Below are 22599 nucleotides of genomic sequence, written 5' to 3' on the forward strand. Positions count from 1 at the left end.
CCTTCTGCGTCATCAACCAGCACAATCCGGCCGATTTCCCTTGATCTTGACGGCCGGAGCGGGCAAGTGCAGGCCAAGATTTGCCGGGCGCGGGTTGCGCCCGTGCCTGCCGCACAGGATCCCCGCCATGGACCTTTCGCTTAACGTGTCGCAAGACCAGGCCGAAACCACTTTCGGTGAGGGCGAGATCGACGCCGGCGCGCATCCGCTGTTCAGCCGCATGCCGTCCTCCGTCTCGTTCAACAAGCTGCGCAAGCGCCTCCTGCGCCAGACGCGGCAGGCGCTCGACGACTTCGGCATGCTGAAGGGCGCGAAGCGCTGGCTGATCGGCCTTTCCGGCGGCAAGGACAGCTACAGCCTGCTGGCGCTCTTGATGGACCTGCAATGGCGCGGGCTGCTGCCGGTGGAGCTCATCGCCTGCAATCTCGACCAGGGCCAGCCGAACTTCCCGAAGCATATCTTGCCGGAATATCTGCAATCGATCGGCGTCAAGCATCGCATCGAGTATCGCGACACCTATTCGATCGTGAAGGAAAAGGTACCGACGGGGGCAACCTACTGTTCGCTCTGTTCGCGGCTGCGCCGCGGCAACCTCTATCGCATTGCGCGCGAAGAGGGGTGCGACGCACTGGTGCTCGGCCACCACCGCGAGGACATCCTCGAAACCTTCTTCATGAACTTCTTCCATGGTGGCCGGCTCGCCTCGATGCCGGCAAAGCTGCTGAACGACGAAGGCGATCTGATGTTGCTTCGCCCGCTCGCCTATGCGGCCGAGGACGATCTTTCCAAGTTTGCCTCCGCGATGGAGTTTCCGATCATCCCTTGCGACCTTTGCGGCTCGCAGGATGGTCTCGAGCGCAATGCGATGAAGGCGATGCTGGCCGATATCGAGCGGCGCATGCCCGGCCGCAAGGACACGATGCTGCGCGCGCTCGGTCACGTGAACCCGTCGCATCTGCTCGATCCCAAGCTGTTCGATTTCCTGTCCCTCACACCGGAGCCCAAAGAATGAGCCATTCCGTTGACATCGCCGGCCTTGCCAACCTCCTGCAGGAAGCGGCGGTCAAAGAGATCCTGCCGCGGTTCCGCAATCTTGATGCAGGCGATGTCCGGATGAAGTCCGAAGCGATCGATCTCGTGACCGAAGGCGACGAGGCGGCCGAACGGCTGATCAAGTCACGTATCGAAGAGGTGGCACCGGGCGCTCTGTTCGTCGGCGAAGAATCGGTAGCGGCCGATCCGACCCTTCTCGACAAGCTCAACGAGACCGATCTCGCCGTCGTCGTCGACCCGATCGACGGCACCTTCAACTTCGCCGCTGGCCTGCCGCTCTTCGGCGTGATGGCGAGCGTGGTCTCCAAGGGTGAGACGGTCGCTGGCATCATCTACGATCCGCTCGGCAACGACTGGGTGATCGCGGAGAAGGGCTCGGGCGCCTGGATGTGCCGCCCTGACGGCTCGCAGGAGCGTATGTCGGTGACGGCGGGCGTGCCGCTGGAAACCATGGTCGGCGGTGCCTCGACTGGCTTTTACCAGCAGGAAGCACGGCGCGAAGTCATGGCCAATATGGCCAAGGTGCGTATGGCCACCAGCTACCGCTGTGCGGCGCACGAGTATCGCATCTTCGCGGCTGGGCATCTGCACTTCCTGATGTACCAGAAGTTGATGCCCTGGGATCACTTGGCGGGAACGCTGATTTCGCAGGAAGCCGGTGCCTATGCGGCCCGCTTCGACGGTTCGCCCTATCTGCCTGCCCATCTCAACGGCGGCCTGCTGCTCGCGACCGACAAGGAGAGCTGGGAGACGCTTCGCCGCGAGGTCTTCACGGTCTAAGCCGTTTGAAGCCGACTGCAAATGAAAAGCCCGCCCGGATCGCTCCGGGCGGGTTTTGTTTTTGCCATGCGGCTGCCAATCACATATGGCCGCCACCGTGATCCATGGTGACGTCCTTGTCGCCAGGATGGGTGAAGAGCTTCCCCTTCTCGGCCCAGAGCGTCGCCAGAACCGTCAGAATGCCGAAGAGGGCAAAGCCGCCAAAGAGCGGCTGCAGCGTACCGTTGAAGAGCTGGCCGACGGTGCCGCCGATCAAGGCGCCACCGGTGGTCGAGACAAAGCCGGTGATCGCCGTCGCCGTGCCGGCAAGGTGCCCCATCGGCTCAAGGCTGATCGCGGTGAAGTTCGTCGCGATCACCGCAAAGAACATCAGGAGCACCGAGAACATCAGGTAGCTGACGACGAAGGCCGGCGTGCCGGAGAGCGACATCACGAAGCCGACGACCGAAAGCAGCGTGAACAGGATCATCGAGACGTGCGAGATCCGGCGCATGCCGAAGCTGCGGACGAAGAAGCCGTTGGCGAAGTTCGCGACCGCGATGCCGCCGGCCGTGCCGGCAAAGGCGATCGGCAGCCAGTCACCGAGGCCATAGACCTCGCCGAAGATCTGCTGAACCGTGACGATGTAGGCGCAGATGACCGCGGTGAAGAGCGTCATGCCGATCATGTAGCCGCAGGTGATGCGGTTGGTGAGAACGGTCTTGAAGCCCGAGGCAACCGCCCCGACGGAGAGCGGCATGCGCTCCTCGCGCGGCAGGGACTCCTTCATGCGGGAAAAGGCCCAGACGAACAGGATCGCGCCGATGACGCCGATCAGGATGAAGATCCAGTGCCAGTTGGCATAAAGGATCACGAGCTGGCCGATCGAGGGTGCAACGATCGGAACGATCATGAAGACGATCATGACATAGGACATGACGCGCGCCATCTCGCGGCCGCCGAAGCAATCGCGCACGATCGCCATGGTGGTGATGCGGATCGCGGCCGCGCCGATGCCCTGAATGAAACGCAGGATGAGCAGCGTCTCGAAGCTCTGGGTGAGAGCGGCGGCGAACATCGACACGGTAAAGAAGGCGAGGCCGCCGAGCAGCACGCGGCGTCGGCCGAAGGCATCGGAGAGGCTGCCGAAGAAGATCTGCGAAATGCCGAAGCCGAGGAAGAAGACGCCGATCACCAACTGGCTATCATTGGTGTTGGCGACGTTCAGAGACTGGCCGATCGCCGGCAACGCCGGCAACATGCTGTCGATGGCGATGGCGACACTCGCCGTCATGACGGCGATGGTGATGATGAACTCGACGATGCCCATGTTGAGGCGCTGAGCCCCGGAAACCCCGTCGATATGTTCGGATTGATTGGTGATGGTGGTCATTGGGTGAGCCCGTAAATTCTTCAAAAATGAGGACTGGCCGGTTCTGGGATCAACCGGCCGGCTGATGGTGCGGTTTGAAGAGCTTGCCGCGTTCGGCAATCAGAACGAAAACGAGACCGATTGCGGCGACAGTGAAGTAGCCAGTGGCGAGCGGCGTGGCTGTGCCGTCGAAGGACTGGCCGATGAAGGCTCCGATCACGCTGCCGCCGATCGTCTGCATGAAGCCGAGTACGGACGACGCTGTACCGGCAACGTGGCCGAGCGGCTCCATGGCCATGGCGTTGAAGTTCGGCGCGATCAGCCCGAACTGGAACATCGTGGCGCAGTAGAGGACCACGAAGACCGGGAAGGGCAGCGGCGCATAGAGCGAGGCCGACATCCAGACGAAGCTCGCCAGCGTGAAGCCGATGAGTGCCGCATGGGATAGCGGCCGCATGCCGAAGCGGCGGACGAGGCGGGAATTGGTGAAGGAAGCGACCGCCATCATACTGGCAAAGGCGGCGAAGACAAGCGGAAACCACACGCCGAGGTCGTAGACGCCGACGAGCACCTGCTGCGCCGAGTTGATGAAGCCGAACAGTGCACCAAGGATCACCGAGGTCGCGAGCGTGTAAAGCAGCGACACCCGGTTCGTCAGCACGATGCGGAAACCGCTGAGGATGACCGCCGGCGTGAAGGCGCGGCGATGGGCCGGATCGAGCGTCTCTCCGAGTTTCGACACGACGATTGCAATGTTCATCACGGCATAGAGTGCGACGACGACAAAGATCATGTGCCAATCGGCAAGGCTGATGATGAGCTGGCCGATCGAAGGCGCCACAACTGGCACGATCATGAACACCATCATGACCAGAGACATGACCTCAGCCATCTGTCGGCCGCCATAGACGTCGCGGACGATCGAGATGGTGATGACGCGCGTCGCCGCAGCACCGGCGCCCTGCACGAAGCGCAGCGCCAGCATGAGGCCGAAGCTCGGTACGATCGCGATCGCCAGCGCGCAGAGCGCATAGAGGGCAAGGCCGGCAATCAGCGGTGGCTTACGCCCGAAGCGATCCGAAAGCGGGCCGAAGAACAGCTGTGCCACCCCCATGCCGAGCAGATAGGCGGTGATGATGTACTGCCGCTCATTTTCAGAGGCGACGCCGAGGCTGGCTCCGATCTGCTGCAGACCTGGCAACATGATGTCAATCGAGATGGCGTTGGTTGCCATCAGCATGGCCATCAGCGCGATGAACTGGAATTTCGTGACCCCGGGCCGGGCGTCTTCGTTGGTCGTGCTGGTCATTTGCAAAAAGTCCTAGCGGCGCACCGGGCGCAAGCGAAACAGGTTGGTCCGGAGCAAATCCGGAAAAGAAGGGTGTCGGCTGACGCCATGCCAGCAGACATATCGAAATTGAGCGGGGGCAGCCGGGGCGATTGGAAACCAACCGCATGGACCGGGCCGGCATGAAGCGTAGGAAGCGTCGAGCGGCAGGGACCGGACTTTCCGGGCGCCAAGGGGCGAGGCGAGACCCTCTACAGGCAGCTTATGCCGAACGATCGCAACCGATTCATGACAGGCCGGACATCCGGCCCTTCGCTCCCCGAAGGAAGCACGCTCTGAACGTATCTTGGCGGCACCTGCGCGAATCGCACGCGCAAGTCCTTCTGAAGGTCAACGAAAATTAGGCGATGCGGAATTACGGCCAGAATCAAAAAAGGCGGTTGCCCGCCTTCTCCGAAAGATCGGGACGAGGCGTCCTTAGATCAGGCGGCGGCGCCCTTGACGGCAACGCCCTGCGCCTCAAGGTGGGACTGCAGTTCTCCGGCCTGGAACATTTCACGCACGATGTCGCAACCGCCGACGAATTCGCCCTTGACGTAGAGCTGCGGGATCGTCGGCCAGTTGGAGTAATCCTTGATGCCCTGGCGCAGGTCAGCATCGGCGAGCACGTTGACGCCCTTGTAGTCGACACCGATGTAGTCGAGAATCTGGACAACCTGACCGGAGAAGCCGCACTGCGGGAACTGCGGCGTACCCTTCATGAAGAGCACCACATCGTTTGTCTTGACTTCGTTGTCGATGAATTCGTGAATTCCGCTCATCTCGTCTTCCTTCCTGCGCCGGCTTCAAGGGCCGGATATCGATTGGGTTCTAGATAGCATGCATATTGGTGATTTTCACCACCCAATCGCAACAAATATTGATGGGCCTCAAGATGTGGTTTTATTACCACTACAGCGCCGCGCGTCTTCTCAGGCGCGCAAAGGTCGCTGTAGCACTTTGATTTTCTGCATGTTTTCGTCCATAAATCCGCGACGAGTTAAGGAAACATGCAGTCAAGCGGTGCGGCGCCGGGTCTTGCTGCGCGCCGCAGCCGTTTTGCGACGGCTGACCTGCTTCTTGGCCGGCTTGCGAATGGCCGCTTCGAGGATATCCGCGAGGATGCCGCCGCCGGACGAAGTCGTCCGCGTCCGGCGCTTTGTCCGCTTGGTCGAGGTTCGCTTGACGCCGGTCTTCTTGAGGATTTCCTTCAATGCACTGTCAACGACGCCGCTGACGAGTTCCTTGATCAGGTCAGCCATTCCGGCTTACTCCGGCGCGCTCGTCTGCAGGGCGAGGGCGTGTAGAACACCGCCCATGTTGCCCTTGAGTGCGTTGTAGACCATCTGGTGCTGCTGCACGCGGGTCTTGCCACGAAACGCCTCGGCCACGACTTCGGCGGCATAGTGGTCGCCGTCACCGGCCAGATCGCGGATCGTGACCTTGGCACCGGGAATCCCTGCCTTGATCATGTCTTCGATGTCGCCTGGTGTCATGGGCATGATACGCCAACTCCCTTTTTATTCTGCAACGTCAGCAGCCTGCCGACGCCATCCATGAAATTAGGGAACCACGATTCAGGGGCGGAACGCAATTGCTGAATTGGGTGAGGGCGGCCAGTTGCTGGCGCCGGTACGATCAGATGATCACGCTTGATCGCGTCCCCAGATGACACCTTTCGAGGCATGCGAAGAGCCAGACGGGAGCCGCCGATCAGCGGCTCCCGTCGTCGTTTCTCAGTTCTCGGGAGCGAGATCGCCCTGCATGAATTCCGGGAACCAGCCTTCGTGGGTCGAGCGCAGCTCAGCGACCGAAACCGCCCTGGCATCGCCGAGCTTGACGGCATCGCCAGCGGTCTTGCCGACGACGGGCAGGGCAACGCCTGCGGCCTTAGCGCGGGCGGTAACCGCGTCGAGTGCGCCAGCGGCAACAGTTACGACGTAGCGGCCCTGATCTTCGCCATAGAAGGTCGCGATCGGGTCGTGACCGGCGACGGCATCAACCGTGGCGCCAATGCCCGAGGCCATCGCCATTTCGGCGACCGCAAGCGCCAGGCCACCCGACGAGCAATCGTGAACGGCCGTCACGAGGCCATCGATGATGAGGCTGCGGACGAAATCGCCGACCTTGCGTTCATGCGCCAGATCGACATGCGGCGCCGGACCGTCGGTACGGCCGTGAACGTCTCGCATGTAGACCGACTGGGCGATGTGGGCGCCCAGGCCAACAGGTGCACCGGCAAGCAGGATAGTTTCGCCTTCCGCAGCAAAGCGGATGCGCGCCATCTTCGACCAGTCCTTGATCAGGCCCACGCCGCCGATGGTCGGGGTCGGCAGGATCGCCTGGCCATTGGTCTCGTTGTAGAGCGAGACGTTGCCGGAAACGATCGGAAAGTCGAGCGCGGTGCATGCTTCGCCGATGCCCTTGATGGCATGGACCAGCTGGCTCATGATTTCCGGGCGTTCCGGGTTGCCGAAGTTGAGGTTGTCGGTGGCTGCCAGCGGCAGCGCGCCGGTTGCCGTCAGGTTGCGCCAGCATTCGGCGACCGCCTGCTTGCCGCCTTCGAACGGATCGGCTTCGACGTAACGCGGCGTTACGTCGGAGGAGAAGGCCAGCGCCTTGGAGACGTGACCCTCGACGCGCACGACGCCAGCGTCACCGCCCGGAAGCTGCAGCGAGTTGCCCTGGATCAGGGTGTCGTACTGTTCGTAGACCCAGCGGCGCGAGGAGTTGTTGGCCGAACCGACGAGCTTCACGAGTGCGTCGGCGACGTCAGCAGCCGGGATGTCGTTGGTTGCCAGCGGAGTCGAGGTCTTGGCAGGGGTCCAGGGACGATCATATTCCGGCGCTTCGTCGCCCAGTTCCTTGATCGGCAGGTTCGCCACTTCTTCGCCCTGGTGCAGGATGCGGAAGCGCAGATCGTCTGTGGTCTTGCCGACGATCGCGAAATCGAGGCCCCACTTGACGAAGATCGCCTTGGCGACTTCTTCCTTGGCGGGCTCGAGCACCATGAGCATGCGCTCCTGGCTTTCCGACAGCATCATCTCGTAAGCGGTCATGCGTTCTTCGCGAACGGGAACGCTATCAAGGTTGAGCTCGATGCCGAGGTCGCCCTTGGCGCCCATTTCGACGGCCGAGCAGGTGAGGCCTGCCGCACCCATGTCCTGGATGGCGATGACCGCACCCGTCTGCATCAGCTCGAGGCAGGCTTCCAGCAGGCATTTTTCGGTGAAGGGATCGCCGACCTGCACGGTCGGGCGCTTCTCTTCGATCGACTCGTCGAACTCGGCCGAGGCCATGGTCGCGCCGCCGACGCCATCGCGGCCGGTCTTGGCGCCGAGATAGACGACGGGGAGACCTACGCCTTCGGCCTTGGAGTAGAAGATCGCATCGCTCTTGGCGAGACCGGCAGCAAAGGCGTTGACGAGGATGTTGCCGTTGTAGCGGGCATCGAACTCGACTTCGCCGCCGACGGTCGGAACACCGAAGGAATTGCCGTAGCCGCCGACGCCGGCAACGACGCCGGAGACGAGGTGGCGGGTCTTCGGATGGTCCGGCGCGCCGAAGCGCAGCGCATTCATCGCCGCAACCGGACGGGCGCCCATGGTGAAGACGTCACGCAGGATGCCGCCGACACCGGTCGCCGCGCCCTGGTAGGGTTCGATATAGGACGGGTGGTTATGGCTCTCCATCTTGAAGACGACGCAATCGCCATCACCGATATCCACCACACCGGCATTTTCACCCGGACCCTGGATGACGCGCGGGCCTTTGGTCGGCAGCGTGCGCAGCCACTTCTTCGAAGACTTGTAGGAGCAGTGCTCGTTCCACATCGCCGAAAAGATGCCGAGCTCCGTGAAGGTTGGCTCGCGCCCGATCAGGCTCAGGATGCGCTCGTATTCGTCGGGCTTCAGCCCGTGCGATGCGATGAGGTCCGGGGTGATGGGGCGGGTGTTCGAAATCGTCATCGTCGACCGTCAAATCCTTCGGGCGGCGCGCAATCCACTTAAGAGGAATATGGCGCGTGCGAACCGCAACAGACACAGGGAGCGCTTTGCGGCTTCTTTAGCCTATGCTGCGGCGCGGCGCGACAGAAAAATACGGGCGATCAACAGCGGTTGACGCCCGTATAAAGCTTTGCAGAAGGCAGTGCGGCGACCAGCGTCAGAACTTGTAGCCGAGCGCAAGGCCGGCGCGTGTCAGGCCGTTGTTCGGACCGTCGCACAGATTGGCATGCGAAGCATGTTCCACGGTCGCCGAGACGTTCCAGTGCTCGTCAAGGCGGACGCCGGTAGCAGCGTATTCGCGGAAGAGGACGCGGCAGCCGAGTTGGGGACCGGAACCATTGGGTTCATCGAGGTCGCCGTCATGAATCGTGCCGCCGGCGCCGAATTCGACAAACAGGCGCTGAGTCATGTCGAAGGTCCAGCTCAAACCGCCATAGGCCTGATTGACCCCGTTAGACGACGTCGCAACCGCTGCGCCGGCATAGACCCGTGGGCGCAGCAGTTTTTCGCCGAGGTCGGTCGCCCCATCGGCGTCGAACGGGTCGAAATACACGGTGAATGACGGAAAGACCCCGTCTTCCTGCTTATCGCCGGCGGCGATCGACGTCGTCACGCCGAAGCGCATTTCGTCGAAAACACCGTCCGCGGCAAGAGCCGGTGCGGCGGCGGTCAACGTGGTGGTGGCGAGAAGAAGATATGCGATGCGATGCGACAAGGCGGGGCTGAACGGTAGCGGCATGCGGAATCCTTAGAGGCGAATCATGTGCGCAAACTGCTAAAGTAGTATGTTGCTCAACCTTGCCCGAAAGTCACCCCGTGGATTTCTATAGTCACTCAAAACTGTCGTAGCCCGCCCGCCCGCTGTCGAGCAGCCGCTTCAGCGCCTGAAAACCTGCTCTTACCTGGGCTCGGTCCGGCGGCGAGGAAAAACCGATGCGAATGCGATGGAAAACGCGGTCGGTTCGTCCGGCCTTGAACTCGTCCTCGTCGTCGACAAGCACACCCTCCTGCAAAGCCGCCTGCTTGAAGGTACCTGAAAGCCAGGGGTCGGGCAGCTTCATCCAAAGGAACGGAATACAGGGGTGCGAGGTGAACTCGATGCCTTCGAAAATTTCGCGGGCCATCGCCTCGCGGGCGCGCACCTCTTCAATGCCCTTGCTGCGCAGGATTGCAGCCGAACCGGAAAGCACGAGGCGCGCGCAGAGCTCAGCGAGAATGAACGGCAAGCCGCCGCTCACCATTTTGTGGGCAATGCGAATACGCTGGCTGAAATGCGGAGGGCAGGCGACCCAGCCGCCACGGACACCGGCAGCGACCGACTTCGAAAGACCGCCAACCAGGAAGGTGCGTTCCGGCGCAAGCTCGGCCAAGAGCGGCGTCTGATCACCGGTCATGGCGCCATAGAGATCGTCCTCAACAAGCCAGACACCGTATTTGCGGGCGATGTCGGCGATCGCCTGGCGGCGCGCAAGCGGCATGACGGCAACCGTCGGGTTTTGTGCGCTGGGCATCAGGAACGCGAGCTTCGGATGCTGCTGCGCGCAGACGCGCTCGAAATCCTCGGGGATCATGCCAAACTCGTCGCTTTCGACCAGCGTCGTCCGGCGACCGACCAGGCCGGCGCTGCGGCTCACCTGCGAATAGGTGAGCGTCTCGAAGGCGATACGGTCGCCAGGCGCGGTAACCGCAGTGATGACGGCAACCACACCCGCATGGGCACCGAGCGTCGGCACGATGTTTTCCGGCTTCGGGCGGAAGCCGCCGCGCGCCAGCCATAGGCAACCCGCCTCGAACCAATGGTCCGGGAAGTTGCGGGCGTAGCTTGCGATGTCCGCATGGTGGTCGTGACTGATCTCGCCAAGCACCTCGCTCAAGACCGTGCCCTGGCCGATATCGGGCGCCGCTGTGCTGTCGAACCTCAACTTGCCGGCAGGCGCCACAAGCGGCCGGGTGCCGGCGAGCGAAGTCGTCAGCGGATCCGCCTGCTCCGGCGGACGGCTTTCGGGATGATCTAGTACATAGGTGCCGCGACCGACTTCACCGCTCACAAGTCCGCGTTCGCGGACGATGTTATAGGCGCGTCCAATCGTGCCGATTGTCACGCCGATGTCGTAGGCGAGGTTGCGCTGCGGTGGCAATTTGGCGCCGACGGGCAGGGCGCCGTTGCCAATTGCCTGTTCGATCTGGTCAGCAATTCGCGCATAGAGCGGACCGTGACCCTGCTGAATGTCTGGGAGCCAATTTGTCATAGTGACAATTCTTTAGATTACAGCGCGAAATATGTCAATTATTACCAAGACAACGATAGCAATCGCTGCATTGGGGTTATCAATGAGTACAATAGATACAATTTGTTTGTCCCGCCCGGAAGCGAAATCCGTTGAGCGCACCAGCACATTGTTTGGTGGCGACTATTCGGAGGAACGCGAAAGCGTGCTGAGGCGCCTATGGGGGCTCTATTGCGAACTGGCGGCGAAGCGACGCGGTCGCATGGCGCTCGGGGAAATGAGCGATTGGCAGCTTAGGGACATCGGTGTTTCCGAGAGGGACGCGCGCCAGGAATCGACTGTCCCGTTCTGGCGCTAGCCTTTCGGGCAAGAACCACTCAAGAACAATACAAAAGGGCCGGCGCATCGCTGAGGTGCACCGGCCCTTGGATCAATTCGCCAATTCGACTGAGGTCTACTTGCAGCCCTGTCCGCCGGCAGCCCAGCGCTTGATATCGGCGGCCATGCGCGTGCCGACGGGTTCGCTCATTAACGGTCCGAAGGCCTGCAGGCGTGCCGGGTTGCCCTCAGCCTGAACGACGGCGAGCGGGCGTGCTTCCGGCGATTTGCGCGGCACGATCAGTATGCGCGGGCGGCCGGAGAAGGAATTAAGCTCCGGCGCCAGGCGATAGGACTTGAACTCGGAATCGCCCGATTTGAACCAGCAGCCGTTGGCGCCAAGCGCCACGCGCTCCATGGTCGGCAGTGCAGCCGTGTTCGGGCTCGGTGCCGGCGGCTTCGGCGATTGGCACGAAGCGAGAAGGGTCAGGCCAAACGTTGCGCAGGCAAGGCCGGCCAGGCGTGCAGGGACAAATGAAGGCATCGACGGTCTCGCTCGCATTTGGGGGGTCGGTCGGATGCCTTCTATCAGCCGGATGGTTAAGCGGCGATTACTTCGAGCGCCGAAGCGAAGAGGCCGCGGCCGTCGGAGCCGCCATGCGCCGCTTCGATCAGGTTTTCCGGATGCGGCATCATGCCGAGCACGTTGCCCTCGGCATTCATCACGCCGGCGATATCGTTCATCGAGCCGTTCGGGTTGGTGCCTTCGGCATAGCGGAACACCACCTGGCCATTGCCTTCGATCGTCTTCAGCGTCTCGGCATCGGCGAAGTAGTTGCCGTCGTGGTGGGCGACCGGCGAGCGGATGATCTGGCCCTTCGAATAGGCGCGGGTGAAGTCGGTCTCGGCATTGACCACTTCGAGCTTGATCTCGCGGCAGACGAACTTGAGCGAGGCATTGCGCATCAGCGCGCCTGGCAGGAGGCCGGCCTCGACGAGGATCTGGAAGCCGTTGCAGACGCCGAGAACCTTGACGCCCTTTTCCGCCTTGGCCTTGATCGCCTGCATGACCGGCATGCGCGCTGCGATCGCGCCACAGCGCAGATAGTCGCCATAGGAGAAGCCGCCCGGGATGACGATCAGATCGACATCGGGGATATCCGTTTCCGTCTGCCAGACGGTGACCGGAGCCTTGCCGGAAATCTTGGTGAGGGCCGCGATCATGTCGCGGTCGCGGTTGAGGCCCGGAAGCTGAACGACGGCTGACTTCATATCTCTGTCTCCGTTAGCGGCGAGATCAAATCTTGATGCCCCACCCCGACGAGCCAGGCATCTCCCGATCGCAGCACCGCTCCGTTGGGCGTTCGTGCTGCTTCGGCGTTTCTTAACGTCTGGATCCGCGCCCGAAGGCACGGACCGATCTTCATGCCTGATCGATCAGGCGAACGAGATGCTGTAGTTCTCGATCACCGTGTTGGCGAGCAGCTTTTCGCACATCGCCTTGAGGTCTTCTTCGGCCTTGGCCTTGTCTGTGGATTCGATCTGCAGATCGAAAACCTTGCCCTGACGGACCTGGCCGATGCCGTCGAAGCCGAGTGCGCCGAGCGCACCTTCGATTGCCTTGCCCTGCGGATCGAGAACGCCGTTCTTCAGCGTCACGGTTACACGTGCCTTGATCACTTTGATTTTCCCCGAAAGTTATTTCACCAGAACCGGACCGGTGCCGCGCACGGGTTCGTTCTCGTTCATGATGCCAAGACGGCGGGCGACTTCCTGGTAGGCCTCGACGAGGCCGCCAAGGTCGCGGCGGAAGCGGTCCTTGTCGAGCTTCTCGCGGGTCTCGATGTCCCAGAGACGGCAGCTATCCGGCGAGATCTCGTCGGCGAGCACGATGCGCATCATGTCGCCCTCGAACAGACGGCCGCACTCGATCTTGAAGTCGACGAGCTGAATGCCGACGCCCAGGAACAGGCCCGAAAGGAAGTCGTTGATGCGGATGGCGAGCGCCATGATGTCGTCGAGTTCCTGGGGGCTTGCCCAGCCGAAGGCGGTGATGTGCTCTTCGGAGACCATCGGGTCTTCCAGTGCATCGGCCTTGTAGTAGAACTCGATGATCGAACGGGGGAGAACGGTGCCTTCCTCGATGCCGAGGCGCTTGGACAGCGAGCCGGCGGCAACGTTGCGCACGACAATCTCGAGCGGGATGATCTCGACTTCCTTGATCAACTGCTCGCGCATGTTGAGGCGGCGGATGAAGTGTGTGGGGATGCCGATCTTGTTGAGATGCGTGAAGATGTACTCGGAAATACGGTTGTTCAGCACGCCTTTGCCGTCGATGACGTCATGCTTTTTCTTGTTGAAGGCGGTCGCGTCGTCCTTGAAAAATTGGATGAGCGTACCTGGCTCCGGACCCTCATAGAGGATCTTGGCCTTGCCCTCGTAGATACGGCGGCGACGATTCATGGATTCTGTCTCTGTGGTTGTTGGCGCTCTTGGGTCGCGCGCGTGGAATATCTCTCGGGGTCCATAACCGAAAAGAACGGATTTCACAATCGGCGTATCTTCCCGTCCCCTGATTTGCATAGGGCGCCCGCGCGTCTCTACCTGGACGCGTCAAGGTCGCCGTGTCACTTTGGGCGCTGCGACGTTTGTAGTCCTTGAATCGAAGGCGATTTCAGGAACCATACGGAGGGTAACATGAAAGTCATCAAACCGGAAAACTACGCATTGCAGTTTGACCTCCGTTTTGGTTTATGGCGATAACTGTTTCCGGCATGGAATTTTCAGGGAGATCGATTGATGACGACGATGCAGGATCGCGAAAAGGCCTTCGAGGCGAAGTTTGCGCTGGACGAAGAACTGAAGTTCAAGGCTGAAGCGCGCCGCAACAAGCTTGTCGGTCTCTGGGCTGCCGGTCTGCTCGGCAAGGCCGACGCCGACGCCTACGCCAACGAAGTGGTAGTTGCCGATTTCGAAGAGGCCGGCCACGAAGACGTCGTCCGCAAGATCAAGGCCGACTTTGACGCTGCAGGCGTTGCCCAGACGGAAGATCAGATCCGCTTGCGGATGCTCGAGCTTCTCGGCGAAGCCGTCCAGCAGATCCAGAACAAGTAAGCCTTCAGGCACCAATGCCGACCATTCACGCCCGGCCATGAAGCCGGGCGTTTTTATTTGTCCTCCGTGCCGAAGACCGGCTTCCATCCGCGCCGCAGGCGCCGCTCAAGCTCCAGACGATCCATCGGGCGGGCCAGCGCGTAGCCCTGCAGCACATCGCAGCCGAGATCCCGCAGCATCGCTGCATGCTCCCAGGTCTCGACGCCTTCGCCGACGACCTCGATGTTGAGCGAATGGCCGATGTCGATGATCGCGCGGACCAGCTTGGCCTGTTTCGGGCTCTCCGTCATCGGTCCGACCAGCGCCCGGTCGATCTTGAGCCGCGCCGGATTGAGATTGAGCAGGCCGATGATCGAGGCGTGCCCGGTGCCGAAGTCGTCGATCTCCACCTCGATCCCAAGCGCGCCGAGGGCCGAGATGGTCTCGGCGATCTCATCTTCCGGATCGTCGAGGAAGATGGATTCGAGCAATTCGAACGAGAGGACGCCAGGGGCGATCTGCAGATCACGCAGGTCGGCGATCAGGCCGGGATCACGCAGGCGCGGCGACGACATGTTGACCGAGATCTTGGGAATGGCGAAGCCGGACTGCCGCCAGGACTGAAAGTCGGCATAGGCGAGCTCCACGACCTTTCGGTCGATGGCCGGCAGGACATTAATCTCCTCCGCGACCTTCAGGAAATGGAAGGGGGTAAGCACCCCGCGCTCAGGATGGTTCCAGCGAACCAGAGCCTCGACACCGGTTATCTCGAGTGAACGCGCATCGAACTGCGGCTGATAGTAAACCGTGAACTGCCCTTCCTCGATCGCCTGGCGAATATCGTCGCCGATCCGTTTGGCTGTCAGAATTTGTGTCTGGATCTGCTCAGAAAAGGCTTCGACCCGGTCCCGGCCGAGGCTCTTTGCCCGGTAGAGCGCGATGTCGGCATTCATCAACAACTGCTTCGCATCGAAATCGTCATGCCCTTTCCAGGCAATGCCGATGCTCGCGCCCAGGCGGCAGAGCTGGCCCTCGTAGGGAATGGGGCGACGGAAGGCGTGCACGATACGCTCGGCAAGCTCGGAGAGCTGCGGCAGGTTGCGACCGCGGCGGCAGAGAATGACGAATTCGTCGCCGCCGATGCGGGCAATGAAATCGTCATGTCGCGCGTGCGCGCGAAGGATGGCAGCGGCATGGGTCAGCATGGCATCACCAGCCTGGTGCCCAAGCGTGTCGTTGATCTGTTTGAAACGATCAAGGTCGATATGCAGGATGGCGTTGACCGCGACGTTTTCCGCCAGCATCTGGTCGAGGTAGCGCCGGTTGGGCAGATCCGTCAGGTAGTCGTGCAGGGCGTTGTATTCGATCCTTATCCGCGCCAGCTCGAGCTCGCGGTTGCGCGCTTCGGCGGAAGCCTGGGCCTGGCGCAAGTCCTCCTGCAAAGCGATGTCTTCGGTGACGTCCCAGTTCGCCCCGATGAGCTTTCGCGTCCCGAGATGATCGATATAGGTCGCCGCATTGGAGCGGATATGCCGGATCGTGCCGTCCGGGCGCACGATCCGAAAGGCATTGCTGTAGGGCTTGCCGGAAGCGATGCCTACGTTGGTCCGAGCGATGACCTTGTCGCGGTCGTCGGGATGCAGCGTGCTCTCCCAGGCTTCGGAGCTCGGCGGCCCATCACTTGGGTCGAGGCCGTAGATCTCGAACATGCGCTCGTCCCAGTCGTCCCTCTGGGCGTCGAGGTTGAAGTCGAACACGCCGATCTTCGAAACGCCGAGAGCGAGCCTCAGGCGGCGAGAGACCTCTTCGAGACGGGCCTCCGCCTCCTTGCGCGCCGTGATGTCCGTGTCCGTCCCGATGATGCGGGAGGGTCTGCCATCCGGCCAATAGGCAACGGACGCGCCACGGCTCTCGATCCAGACCCAATGCCCGTCCGCATGGCGCTCGCGGTACTCGAAGGTGTTGAACACAGCCTCGCCGGAATCCTGACGCTCGATTGCGGCACGCACATGCGCGTGGTCGTCGGGGTGGACGTTCTGGATCCAGGTCTCAAGACTACCGTCGACTTCGGCATCGTCGGGCAGGCCACGAAGCCGCTTCCAGGTAGTGGAGTAAAACAGGTTCCCGGTTTCGAAGTCGTGATCCCACACGCCTTCAAGTGCGCTGTCGAGCGCATATTTCCAGCGGGTTTCGTCGTTGCGCAGACCGGCGATTTCGTCGACGAGCTCATGGGCGGGGAGCATCAACAGGAGAAAGGCGTCCTGGTCGGCAAAAAGCACGGGTGACCAGGAGACAAGCATCGGCAGCGGACCGGAGAGGCTTTCGAAACGGAGCGTCGTGGACGCGGTCGTCGTGGGCGCCAAGATGTTCCGCGCCGGCAACAGCGGCCGGTCCTCATCCAGCACGAGATCTGCGAGAAGGGCTTTGCGGAGCGAAGCGGGTGTCCTTGGCAGCAGTTCGCCGGCGCGCGCGTTGGTCGTTATGATCCGTCCCAGATCATTGGCAATGATTGCTCCGGCCGGCAAGCGCTCCAGAGCGGCCTGCGTGAGAACATCCGAATTCGCTGGCGCACCACGCGCACCTTTGGTGAGACCTTCGTTAACGGCCACTTATCCCATGTCCAGCGTTTGCGGCCGCATTTCCAAGGCACGGGAGCCGGAAATCAGGCTGCAAATCAAGATTCGACAGCGCTCAACGCCCTTTGACGACGAGTCACGTTGCCATGCCGACCGATGATGACCGCGGACAATGAACGTCGGATTAATGGGAAGTCGCAGCAGCCGTCAACCGGGGCGGCGAAGCATCAGGGCTTCAGGCGGCTCAGGAACTGAGCGAACACCATCGTTCCCTCCGGCCAGGGGCCATGCCCGGACTCGGTGTTGATATGGCCCGATTCGCCGGCGTCGACGAGCAGCGAACCCCAGGCCTTGGCGATATCGTCTGCGTGTTCGTAGGAACCGAAAGGATCGTTGCGGCTTGCAACCATCAGCGACGGGAACGGCAGGGGATCACGCGGATAGGGGCCGAATGTCATCAGATGCTTCGGGCGGATCGTCGGATTGGCCACATCCGGAGGTGCTACCAGGAAGGCGCCAGCGATCGGCTTGTTGAAGTGGGGCAGGGCGTGCACCGCAGTCGCGACGCCAAGCGAATGGGCGACGATGACGACCGGCTTTTCCGCCGCATTGACCTCTTCGATCATGCGCGCCACCCAATCTTCACGCACGGGCTTTGCCCACTCCGCCTGCTCGACGCGGCGCGCGGTGGACATCTTGCGCTCCCAGCGGGTCTGCCAGTGCTCCGGTCCGGAGTTGGTGTAGCCAGGGACAATGAGGATATGGGCGTCGGATACTTTCATAGTGGCCGCGATGTGGCGCTGAAAGCGGCCGAAGTCAAGACCTGCAACGCCGTGCGCTATTTGAGAGGCGCCATGGTCGCCGCAACACTTCGAAGGACTGTTGTTTTCATCCCTGGATCGGTGACGACCTGGAGAAACAGGCAGCAGGCGACAGCGCCTTCATTTTCTGTATAATCGGCATGACGGTCGCGGTTGGTGCGACTTTGTTTCGTCGCATCTCTGTTCCGCGGCCGCTCTAGTTCGTTGAGGAGTGAGCCATGACAACATTCCATGTTCTGTCGGGGGCGGATGCGAGTGTCGCCCACCCCGGGATAAAGAAGATTGGTGTCTCGGATGTGTTCGACGCCTTGCGTCTCGGATTTGAAGATTTTCGCGAAAAGCCGTCGCACTACGTCTTTCTATGCCTGATCTACCCGATTGCCGGCGCCGTGCTGATTACCTGGAGCGCAGGCGCAAACATGCTGCCGCTGCTTTATCCGCTGGTCTCGGGCTTTGCCCTGATCGGCCCTGTCGCGGCGATCGGTCTTTACGAAATCAGTCGACGGCGTGAACTCGGCATGGACTATTCATGGCCGCATGCGCTTCGCCTGCATCGCTCTCCAGCCTTGCCATCGATCATGGCCGTTGCCGCCATGCTTTTCGTGGTCTTCATTGTTTGGCTGCTGGTGGCCCAGGCGCTCTACGTACAAATCTTCGGGGCCGAACCGCCGGCTTCGATCGCTGCCTTCTGGAACGGCATCATCGGTACCGAACAGGGCTGGAACCTGATCCTCGTCGGCAACGCCGTCGGCTTCGTCTTCGCGGTCATCGTGCTCGCGACAACGGTCGTATCCTTCCCCTTGCTGATCGATCGCGATGTCGGCGCCGTCGCGGCGGTGGAAACGTCGATCCGCGCGACCCTCGTCAATCCGGTACCCGTCGCGCTCTGGGGCTTCATCATCGCGGCTGGCTTGGTGATCGGCTCGATCCCGGTCTTCGTCGGTCTTGCCGTCATCATGCCGATCTTCGGCCACGCCACATGGCATATCTATCGCAAGATGGTGGAGCCAGGTCCGCGCGCCGGTTCACGATAGGCGAGTCACGGCGCAACCTATCAACGCGAAAAGCGCCGCAGGTCAATCGACTTGCGGCGCTTTCAAGCGTGAGCGAAGACCGGTCTTACGGCCTAGATCACTTCATTGTTTCATCGAAACAATGAAGTGATCTAGGTCTTTGAAATTACGCAATTCCGGACGGAAAACCGTTTCGCACTTTTCCTGGAATTGCTCTAGCGAAAGTGCTTGTAGTAGGAGGAAATCTGCGCCGCCGTGTTGGACGACAGATTGAGCTTGATGCCGATCTTGTCGCCGCGGTACCAGCGTACCATGCCGGTCAGGAAGCCCAGTTCCTCGCTCCTGATCGTCACTTCCTGCCCCGTCTTGGCGCCGATGTCGAAATAGAGCTGGAAACACATGCCTTCGTCCGAAAGGTCCTTGACGACGCCGTTGCTGGACCCGGTCTTGCAGGTGACCATGCCAGTGATCTTCGTCTGTGTGCGTGCTCCCGCACGCTCCGTGCTGTCCTTGTAGGCCATGTGATCCTCGAACCTGAATTGACAGGCCCGGATCGTCACACACGATCACTGAATATCGCGCTAAAAGAAAAGCCCGCATTTGAGCGATGTGCGCCAAATGCGGGCATATTCATGAGGCGCAACGCGGGCGTGTGACCCGCGCACTGTCAGGCTCAGCCGAAGACGCGCTTGAAAATCGTGTCGACGTGCTTGGTGTGGTAGCCAAGATCGAACTTCTCGCGGATGTCTTCCTCGGAAAGCGCCGCACGGACTTCCGTATCGGCCAGCAGTTCCTCAAGGAAGTCCTTGCCCTGTTCCCAGACCTTCATGGCGTTGCGCTGCACGAGGCGGTAGGCATCCTCACGCGATACCCCTGCCTGGGTCAGCGCCAGCAGCACGCGCTGCGAATGAACCAGACCGCGGAACTTGTTCATGTTCTTGATCATGTTCTCGGGGTAGACGAGCAACTTGTCGATCACGCCGGTCAGGCGGGCAAGCGCGAAGTCGAGCGTCACCGTCGCATCCGGTCCGATCATGCGCTCGACAGAGGAGTGCGAGATGTCGCGCTCGTGCCAGAGGGCAACGTTTTCCATTGCGGGTACCGAGAAGGCGCGGACCATGCGGGCGAGACCCGTCAGGTTCTCGGTCAGAACAGGGTTGCGCTTGTGCGGCATTGCCGACGAGCCCTTCTGGCCCGGCGAGAAATACTCTTCGGCTTCGAGCACTTCGGTGCGCTGCAGGTGACGGATTTCCGTCGCCAGGCGCTCGATCGACGAGGCGATGACGCCGAGGGTGGCGAAGTACATGGCATGACGGTCGCGCGGGATGACCTGTGTCGAAACCGGTTCCGGCTTCAGGCCAAGCGCCTTGGCGACATGTTCTTCCACGCGCGGATCGATGTTGGCGAAGGTGCCGACTGCGCCGGAGATCGCGCAGGTGGCGACTTCCTCACGTGCGGCCAGCAGGCGTTGCTTGCAGCGGTCGAACTCGGCATAGGCAAGCGCCAGCTTGACGCCGAACGTCGTCGGTTCGGCGTGGATACCGTGCGAACGGCCGATCGTCACCGTGTCCTTGTGTTCAAAAGCGCGGCGCTTCAGAGCTTCGAGCAGATGGTCGAGATCCGCGAGCAGCAGATCGGTCGCGCGGACGAGCTGGACGTTGAAGCAGGTGTCGAGCACGTCGGACGAGGTCATGCCCTGGTGGATGAAGCGGCTGTCCGGGCCGACGAATTCGGCAAGATGCGTCAGGAAGGCGATGACGTCATGCTTGGTGACGGCTTCGATCTCATCGATGCGCGCGACGTCGAAGGTGGCAGCGCCGCCCTTCTCCCAGATCGTGCGGGCCGCATCCTTCGGGATCACACCGATTTCGGCAAGCGCATCGCAGGCATGAGCCTCGATCTCGAACCAGATGCGGAACTTGGTTTCCGGCGACCAGATGGCCACCATTTCCGGACGGGAGTAGCGCGGGATCATGGGCTTTAGCTTTCGTCGTCAGTGGAGGATGGCCGTGCCTCTAGCAAAGATAGCCGTGAAGCTCAACGCGTTTGGCTCGTGCGCTCGCTCGCCAGCCACAGGCTGACGCCGACGAGTATAGCACCACCGAGGGGCAGATAGAGGCGAAGCCCCATCACCAGAAACTGGTAGAACGCGATGAGCGAGGTGAAGGCGAGCTGGAAAAACCAGGTCCTGGTGCCGGCAGGCGCGTGCCATTGGGCGTAAAACTGCCGGTAGTCGAGAGCATAGAGCATCGCCGTCATCGCGACGGTGCCTAGCGAAAGGAAGAAGAAGTAAGCCGCAAAACGCGTTTCCGGCCGACGCCCCAAGGCTGCAAGTCGAGCCAGGAACAGCGATGGCGCCCAGGCCAGAAGCGCCCCGAAGCCGAAGATCAGAAGCAGCTCGGACAGATGAAAGGTGAGAGCACGCTCGCGAAGCCAGAGGCCGCACCAGGCCGAAAACGCCATCGCGCCGCCCCAGAGTGGCGCGCCGATGACAAGCGCCCGCATCGTCGGAAGGGATTGGGCGAGCCGGCGCCGATGCAGGACACCTACCGGCGCCAGATCTGCTTTTGCCTCGACGCCGGCCACCGCGTCGTTCATTTCGCGATCCGAGTCGGGATCGCGATCCAGCGTCCATCGGTCGTGCCTTCGAAGCCGAGCGACTTGACGAGAACCATGATGACGTGGGTTTCGGAGCCATCGTCATTCCGATGGGTGACGGCGCCACCGACCTGATAGCCGGTGGGGCAGCGGCGGCTCTCGGGCAAACGGCTGTCCTCCTGCAGGACGTCGGTCGCCGGCTTGCCCGCCTTCATCGTCATCGACAGACGAAAGCCTTTGACCTCCTTCAGGAAGTCCTTGCAGATGCCTTCGGGCTCGAAGGTCTTCTCTTCGAGCGTCACCGAATAGGTCTCGCGGAACCCTTCGTCGGCCGCAAAGGAATAGTAGGTCAGCGCCAGCGGCTTGGCGTTCGCCTCGGTGATCGGATTGAAGGCGGCAAGCAGCCCGGGTGCATCAGCCAGGCGATAGGCGTCGATCAAGGGTGCCGCACGGCGGCGTGCCTCGTGACGCGCCTTGGAGAGCGGGCTGCCATCTTCGCGGCTGACGGCGCGCACCGGCGCACCGGGCAAGAAGCTGTCATTGCGCGTATCGATCACATAGATGGTCGAATAGGGAAAGCCGGAGCCATCCTGAACGCCGTATTCCTCGAAGGCGAAGACATTGCCGTCGGCCGAAAAGCCGATCGGCTGGAGCGCGGCATAGTCGCCCGCCAAGGCCGGCGCTGCGGCTGCCGCAGCGCCCAGCAAAAGCACGCCGGGCAGTGCCGCGCGCGGCGTCATCGATAGGCCTTCTCTGCCGGCGTGCGGATCGCCTCGATCGCCGTGCGATAGGCTTCGACGGAGCCGCCCTTGAAGATCGCCGAACCGGCGACGAGAACGTTGGCGCCGGCGCCGGTTGCGAAAGCCGCCGTGTCGGGCGTAATGCCGCCGTCGACTTCGATCTCGATCGGACGATCGCCGATCATCGCCTTGATGCGGCGAATCTTTTCCGCCGTAGCTTCGATGAACTTCTGTCCGCCAAAGCCCGGGTTCACGGTCATGACCAGGATGAGATCAACCTGATCGAGCACGTATTCGATGGCGCTTTCCGGCGTTGCCGGGTTGAGCGAGACACCGGCCTTCTTGCCGAGCGACCGGACGGTCTGCAGCGAACGGTGAAGGTGCGGACCGGCTTCGGCATGCACGGTGAGGATATCGCAGCCGGCTTTCGCAAAGGCTTCGAGGAACGGATCGGCGGGCGAAATCATCAGGTGGCAATCGAACGTCGCATCGGTGTAGCGGCGCAACGACTTGATCACGTCGGGGCCGAAGGTGATGTTCGGCACGAAGTGCCCGTCCATGACATCGAGATGGATCCAGTCGGCGCCGGCATCGACGACGTCGCGGACTTCCTGTCCGAGCTTGGAGAAATCGGCCGCCAGGATCGACGGAGCAATGCGGATAGGATGGGTCATGGCGCACTCCAGCGTGTTTT

At 61.7% G+C, this 22599-nt stretch carries 24 protein-coding genes; 5 read left to right on the forward strand and 19 right to left on the reverse strand.

Features of this window, described 5'->3' with window-relative positions; all coding sequences use genetic code 11:
- Positions 1 to 127: 127 nt before the first annotated feature.
- Together ttcA and BLU35_RS10615 are read left to right on the forward strand one after the other, a co-directional pair.
- Complete coding sequence (gene ttcA, locus BLU35_RS10610) at positions 128 to 1012, forward strand: tRNA 2-thiocytidine(32) synthetase TtcA (RefSeq protein ID WP_093233036.1); 885 nt, start codon at positions 128 to 130, stop codon at positions 1010 to 1012.
- Entirely contained in the window at positions 1009 to 1833 is an 825-nt protein-coding gene (locus BLU35_RS10615; protein ID WP_057248935.1) for an inositol monophosphatase family protein, read from the forward strand. Before ttcA ends, BLU35_RS10615 begins: the two co-directional genes overlap by 4 nt.
- Positions 1834 to 1912: 79 nt before the next feature.
- On the opposite strand, the gene BLU35_RS10620 is transcribed toward BLU35_RS10615, so the two are convergent.
- The 8 genes from BLU35_RS10620 to BLU35_RS10655 form a co-directional block, all read right to left on the reverse strand.
- On the reverse strand, positions 1913 to 3205 hold the full coding sequence (locus BLU35_RS10620; protein WP_057248936.1) for a multidrug effflux MFS transporter: 1293 nt from the start codon (positions 3203 to 3205) through the stop codon (positions 1913 to 1915).
- A 49-nt stretch (positions 3206 to 3254) separates the two neighbouring features.
- Positions 3255 to 4493, reverse strand: a complete 1239-nt coding sequence (locus BLU35_RS10625) for a multidrug effflux MFS transporter (protein WP_057248937.1) — start codon at positions 4491 to 4493, stop codon at positions 3255 to 3257.
- Between the two features lie 461 nt (positions 4494 to 4954).
- Positions 4955 to 5293, reverse strand: a complete 339-nt coding sequence (grxD, locus tag BLU35_RS10630) for a Grx4 family monothiol glutaredoxin (protein ID WP_057248938.1) — start codon at positions 5291 to 5293, stop codon at positions 4955 to 4957.
- Positions 5294 to 5527: 234 nt separating this feature from the next.
- Positions 5528 to 5773 carry a hypothetical protein gene (locus BLU35_RS10635; protein ID WP_057248939.1) on the reverse strand — a complete coding sequence of 82 codons (246 nt, stop codon included), beginning with the start codon at positions 5771 to 5773 and terminating at the stop codon, positions 5528 to 5530.
- A 6-nt stretch (positions 5774 to 5779) separates the two neighbouring features.
- Positions 5780 to 6013 (reverse strand): BolA family protein, encoded by a 234-nt coding sequence (locus tag BLU35_RS10640; protein WP_057248940.1) that lies wholly within the window; start codon positions 6011 to 6013, stop codon positions 5780 to 5782.
- A gap of 234 nt (positions 6014 to 6247) precedes the next feature.
- Positions 6248 to 8479: a phosphoribosylformylglycinamidine synthase subunit PurL gene (gene purL / locus BLU35_RS10645; protein WP_093233037.1), complete on the reverse strand. Its 2232-nt coding sequence runs from the start codon at positions 8477 to 8479 to the stop codon at positions 6248 to 6250.
- Between the two features lie 196 nt (positions 8480 to 8675).
- Positions 8676 to 9257, reverse strand: coding sequence for an acyloxyacyl hydrolase (locus tag BLU35_RS10650; protein ID WP_093233038.1), 582 nt, complete (start codon positions 9255 to 9257; stop codon positions 8676 to 8678).
- Positions 9258 to 9348: 91 nt separating this feature from the next.
- Entirely contained in the window at positions 9349 to 10767 is a 1419-nt protein-coding gene (locus tag BLU35_RS10655; RefSeq protein WP_058324124.1) for an aminotransferase-like domain-containing protein, read from the reverse strand.
- An 82-nt stretch (positions 10768 to 10849) separates the two neighbouring features.
- On the opposite strand from BLU35_RS10655, the gene BLU35_RS36100 reads away from it, so the two are divergent.
- Positions 10850 to 11104, forward strand: coding sequence for a DUF1127 domain-containing protein (locus tag BLU35_RS36100; protein ID WP_286161495.1), 255 nt, complete (start codon positions 10850 to 10852; stop codon positions 11102 to 11104).
- A 96-nt stretch (positions 11105 to 11200) separates the two neighbouring features.
- On the opposite strand, the gene BLU35_RS10665 is transcribed toward BLU35_RS36100, so the two are convergent.
- The 4 genes from BLU35_RS10665 to purC all read right to left on the reverse strand — a co-directional run bounded on the left by BLU35_RS10665 (position 11201) and on the right by purC (position 13527).
- Entirely contained in the window at positions 11201 to 11608 is a 408-nt protein-coding gene (locus BLU35_RS10665; protein ID WP_058324125.1) for a hypothetical protein, read from the reverse strand.
- A gap of 56 nt (positions 11609 to 11664) precedes the next feature.
- The gene (gene purQ / locus BLU35_RS10670) at positions 11665 to 12336 is read right to left on the reverse strand and encodes a phosphoribosylformylglycinamidine synthase subunit PurQ (RefSeq protein WP_058324126.1); all 672 of its coding nucleotides are present in this window, start codon (positions 12334 to 12336) and stop codon (positions 11665 to 11667) included.
- A gap of 165 nt (positions 12337 to 12501) precedes the next feature.
- Positions 12502 to 12744, reverse strand: coding sequence for a phosphoribosylformylglycinamidine synthase subunit PurS (purS, locus tag BLU35_RS10675; RefSeq protein WP_057248959.1), 243 nt, complete (start codon positions 12742 to 12744; stop codon positions 12502 to 12504).
- Between the two features lie 18 nt (positions 12745 to 12762).
- Complete coding sequence (purC, locus tag BLU35_RS10680) at positions 12763 to 13527, reverse strand: phosphoribosylaminoimidazolesuccinocarboxamide synthase (RefSeq protein ID WP_057248960.1); 765 nt, start codon at positions 13525 to 13527, stop codon at positions 12763 to 12765.
- Positions 13528 to 13863: 336 nt separating this feature from the next.
- Here purC and BLU35_RS10685 point away from each other — a divergent pair, with 336 nt between their 5' ends.
- Positions 13864 to 14178 carry a DUF1476 domain-containing protein gene (locus BLU35_RS10685; RefSeq protein ID WP_057248961.1) on the forward strand — a complete coding sequence of 105 codons (315 nt, stop codon included), beginning with the start codon at positions 13864 to 13866 and terminating at the stop codon, positions 14176 to 14178.
- A 53-nt stretch (positions 14179 to 14231) separates the two neighbouring features.
- On the opposite strand, the gene BLU35_RS10690 is transcribed toward BLU35_RS10685, so the two are convergent.
- Both BLU35_RS10690 and BLU35_RS10695 read right to left on the reverse strand, forming a co-directional pair.
- Positions 14232 to 16766: an EAL domain-containing protein gene (locus tag BLU35_RS10690; RefSeq protein ID WP_093233039.1), complete on the reverse strand. Its 2535-nt coding sequence runs from the start codon at positions 16764 to 16766 to the stop codon at positions 14232 to 14234.
- Between the two features lie 194 nt (positions 16767 to 16960).
- On the reverse strand, positions 16961 to 17515 hold the full coding sequence (locus BLU35_RS10695; RefSeq protein WP_057248963.1) for an RBBP9/YdeN family alpha/beta hydrolase: 555 nt from the start codon (positions 17513 to 17515) through the stop codon (positions 16961 to 16963).
- Positions 17516 to 17772: 257 nt separating this feature from the next.
- Between BLU35_RS10695 and BLU35_RS10700 the strand changes: the two genes are divergently transcribed.
- Positions 17773 to 18588 (forward strand): DUF2189 domain-containing protein, encoded by an 816-nt coding sequence (locus BLU35_RS10700; protein WP_057248964.1) that lies wholly within the window; start codon positions 17773 to 17775, stop codon positions 18586 to 18588.
- A 194-nt stretch (positions 18589 to 18782) separates the two neighbouring features.
- On the opposite strand, the gene BLU35_RS10705 is transcribed toward BLU35_RS10700, so the two are convergent.
- The 5 genes from BLU35_RS10705 to rpe all read right to left on the reverse strand — a co-directional run bounded on the left by BLU35_RS10705 (position 18783) and on the right by rpe (position 22579).
- Positions 18783 to 19088: a PilZ domain-containing protein gene (locus tag BLU35_RS10705; protein ID WP_093233040.1), complete on the reverse strand. Its 306-nt coding sequence runs from the start codon at positions 19086 to 19088 to the stop codon at positions 18783 to 18785.
- Positions 19089 to 19240: 152 nt separating this feature from the next.
- A complete protein-coding gene (gene purB / locus BLU35_RS10710) occupies positions 19241 to 20542 on the reverse strand; it encodes an adenylosuccinate lyase (RefSeq protein WP_057250170.1) in 1302 nt (433 codons plus the stop codon).
- Between the two features lie 62 nt (positions 20543 to 20604).
- Positions 20605 to 21165: a hypothetical protein gene (locus tag BLU35_RS10715; RefSeq protein ID WP_502688147.1), complete on the reverse strand. Its 561-nt coding sequence runs from the start codon at positions 21163 to 21165 to the stop codon at positions 20605 to 20607.
- On the reverse strand, positions 21162 to 21905 hold the full coding sequence (locus BLU35_RS10720; protein ID WP_093233041.1) for a DUF2259 domain-containing protein: 744 nt from the start codon (positions 21903 to 21905) through the stop codon (positions 21162 to 21164). The genes BLU35_RS10715 and BLU35_RS10720 overlap by 4 nt, the downstream gene beginning before the upstream one ends.
- Positions 21902 to 22579: a ribulose-phosphate 3-epimerase gene (gene rpe / locus BLU35_RS10725; RefSeq protein ID WP_057250174.1), complete on the reverse strand. Its 678-nt coding sequence runs from the start codon at positions 22577 to 22579 to the stop codon at positions 21902 to 21904. The genes BLU35_RS10720 and rpe overlap by 4 nt, the downstream gene beginning before the upstream one ends.
- Between the last annotated feature and the right edge of the window lie 20 nt (positions 22580 to 22599).

Source organism: Sinorhizobium sp. NFACC03 (genome assembly GCF_900103435.1).
In the GTDB taxonomy this organism is placed as follows: Bacteria; Pseudomonadota; Alphaproteobacteria; order Rhizobiales; family Rhizobiaceae; genus Ensifer.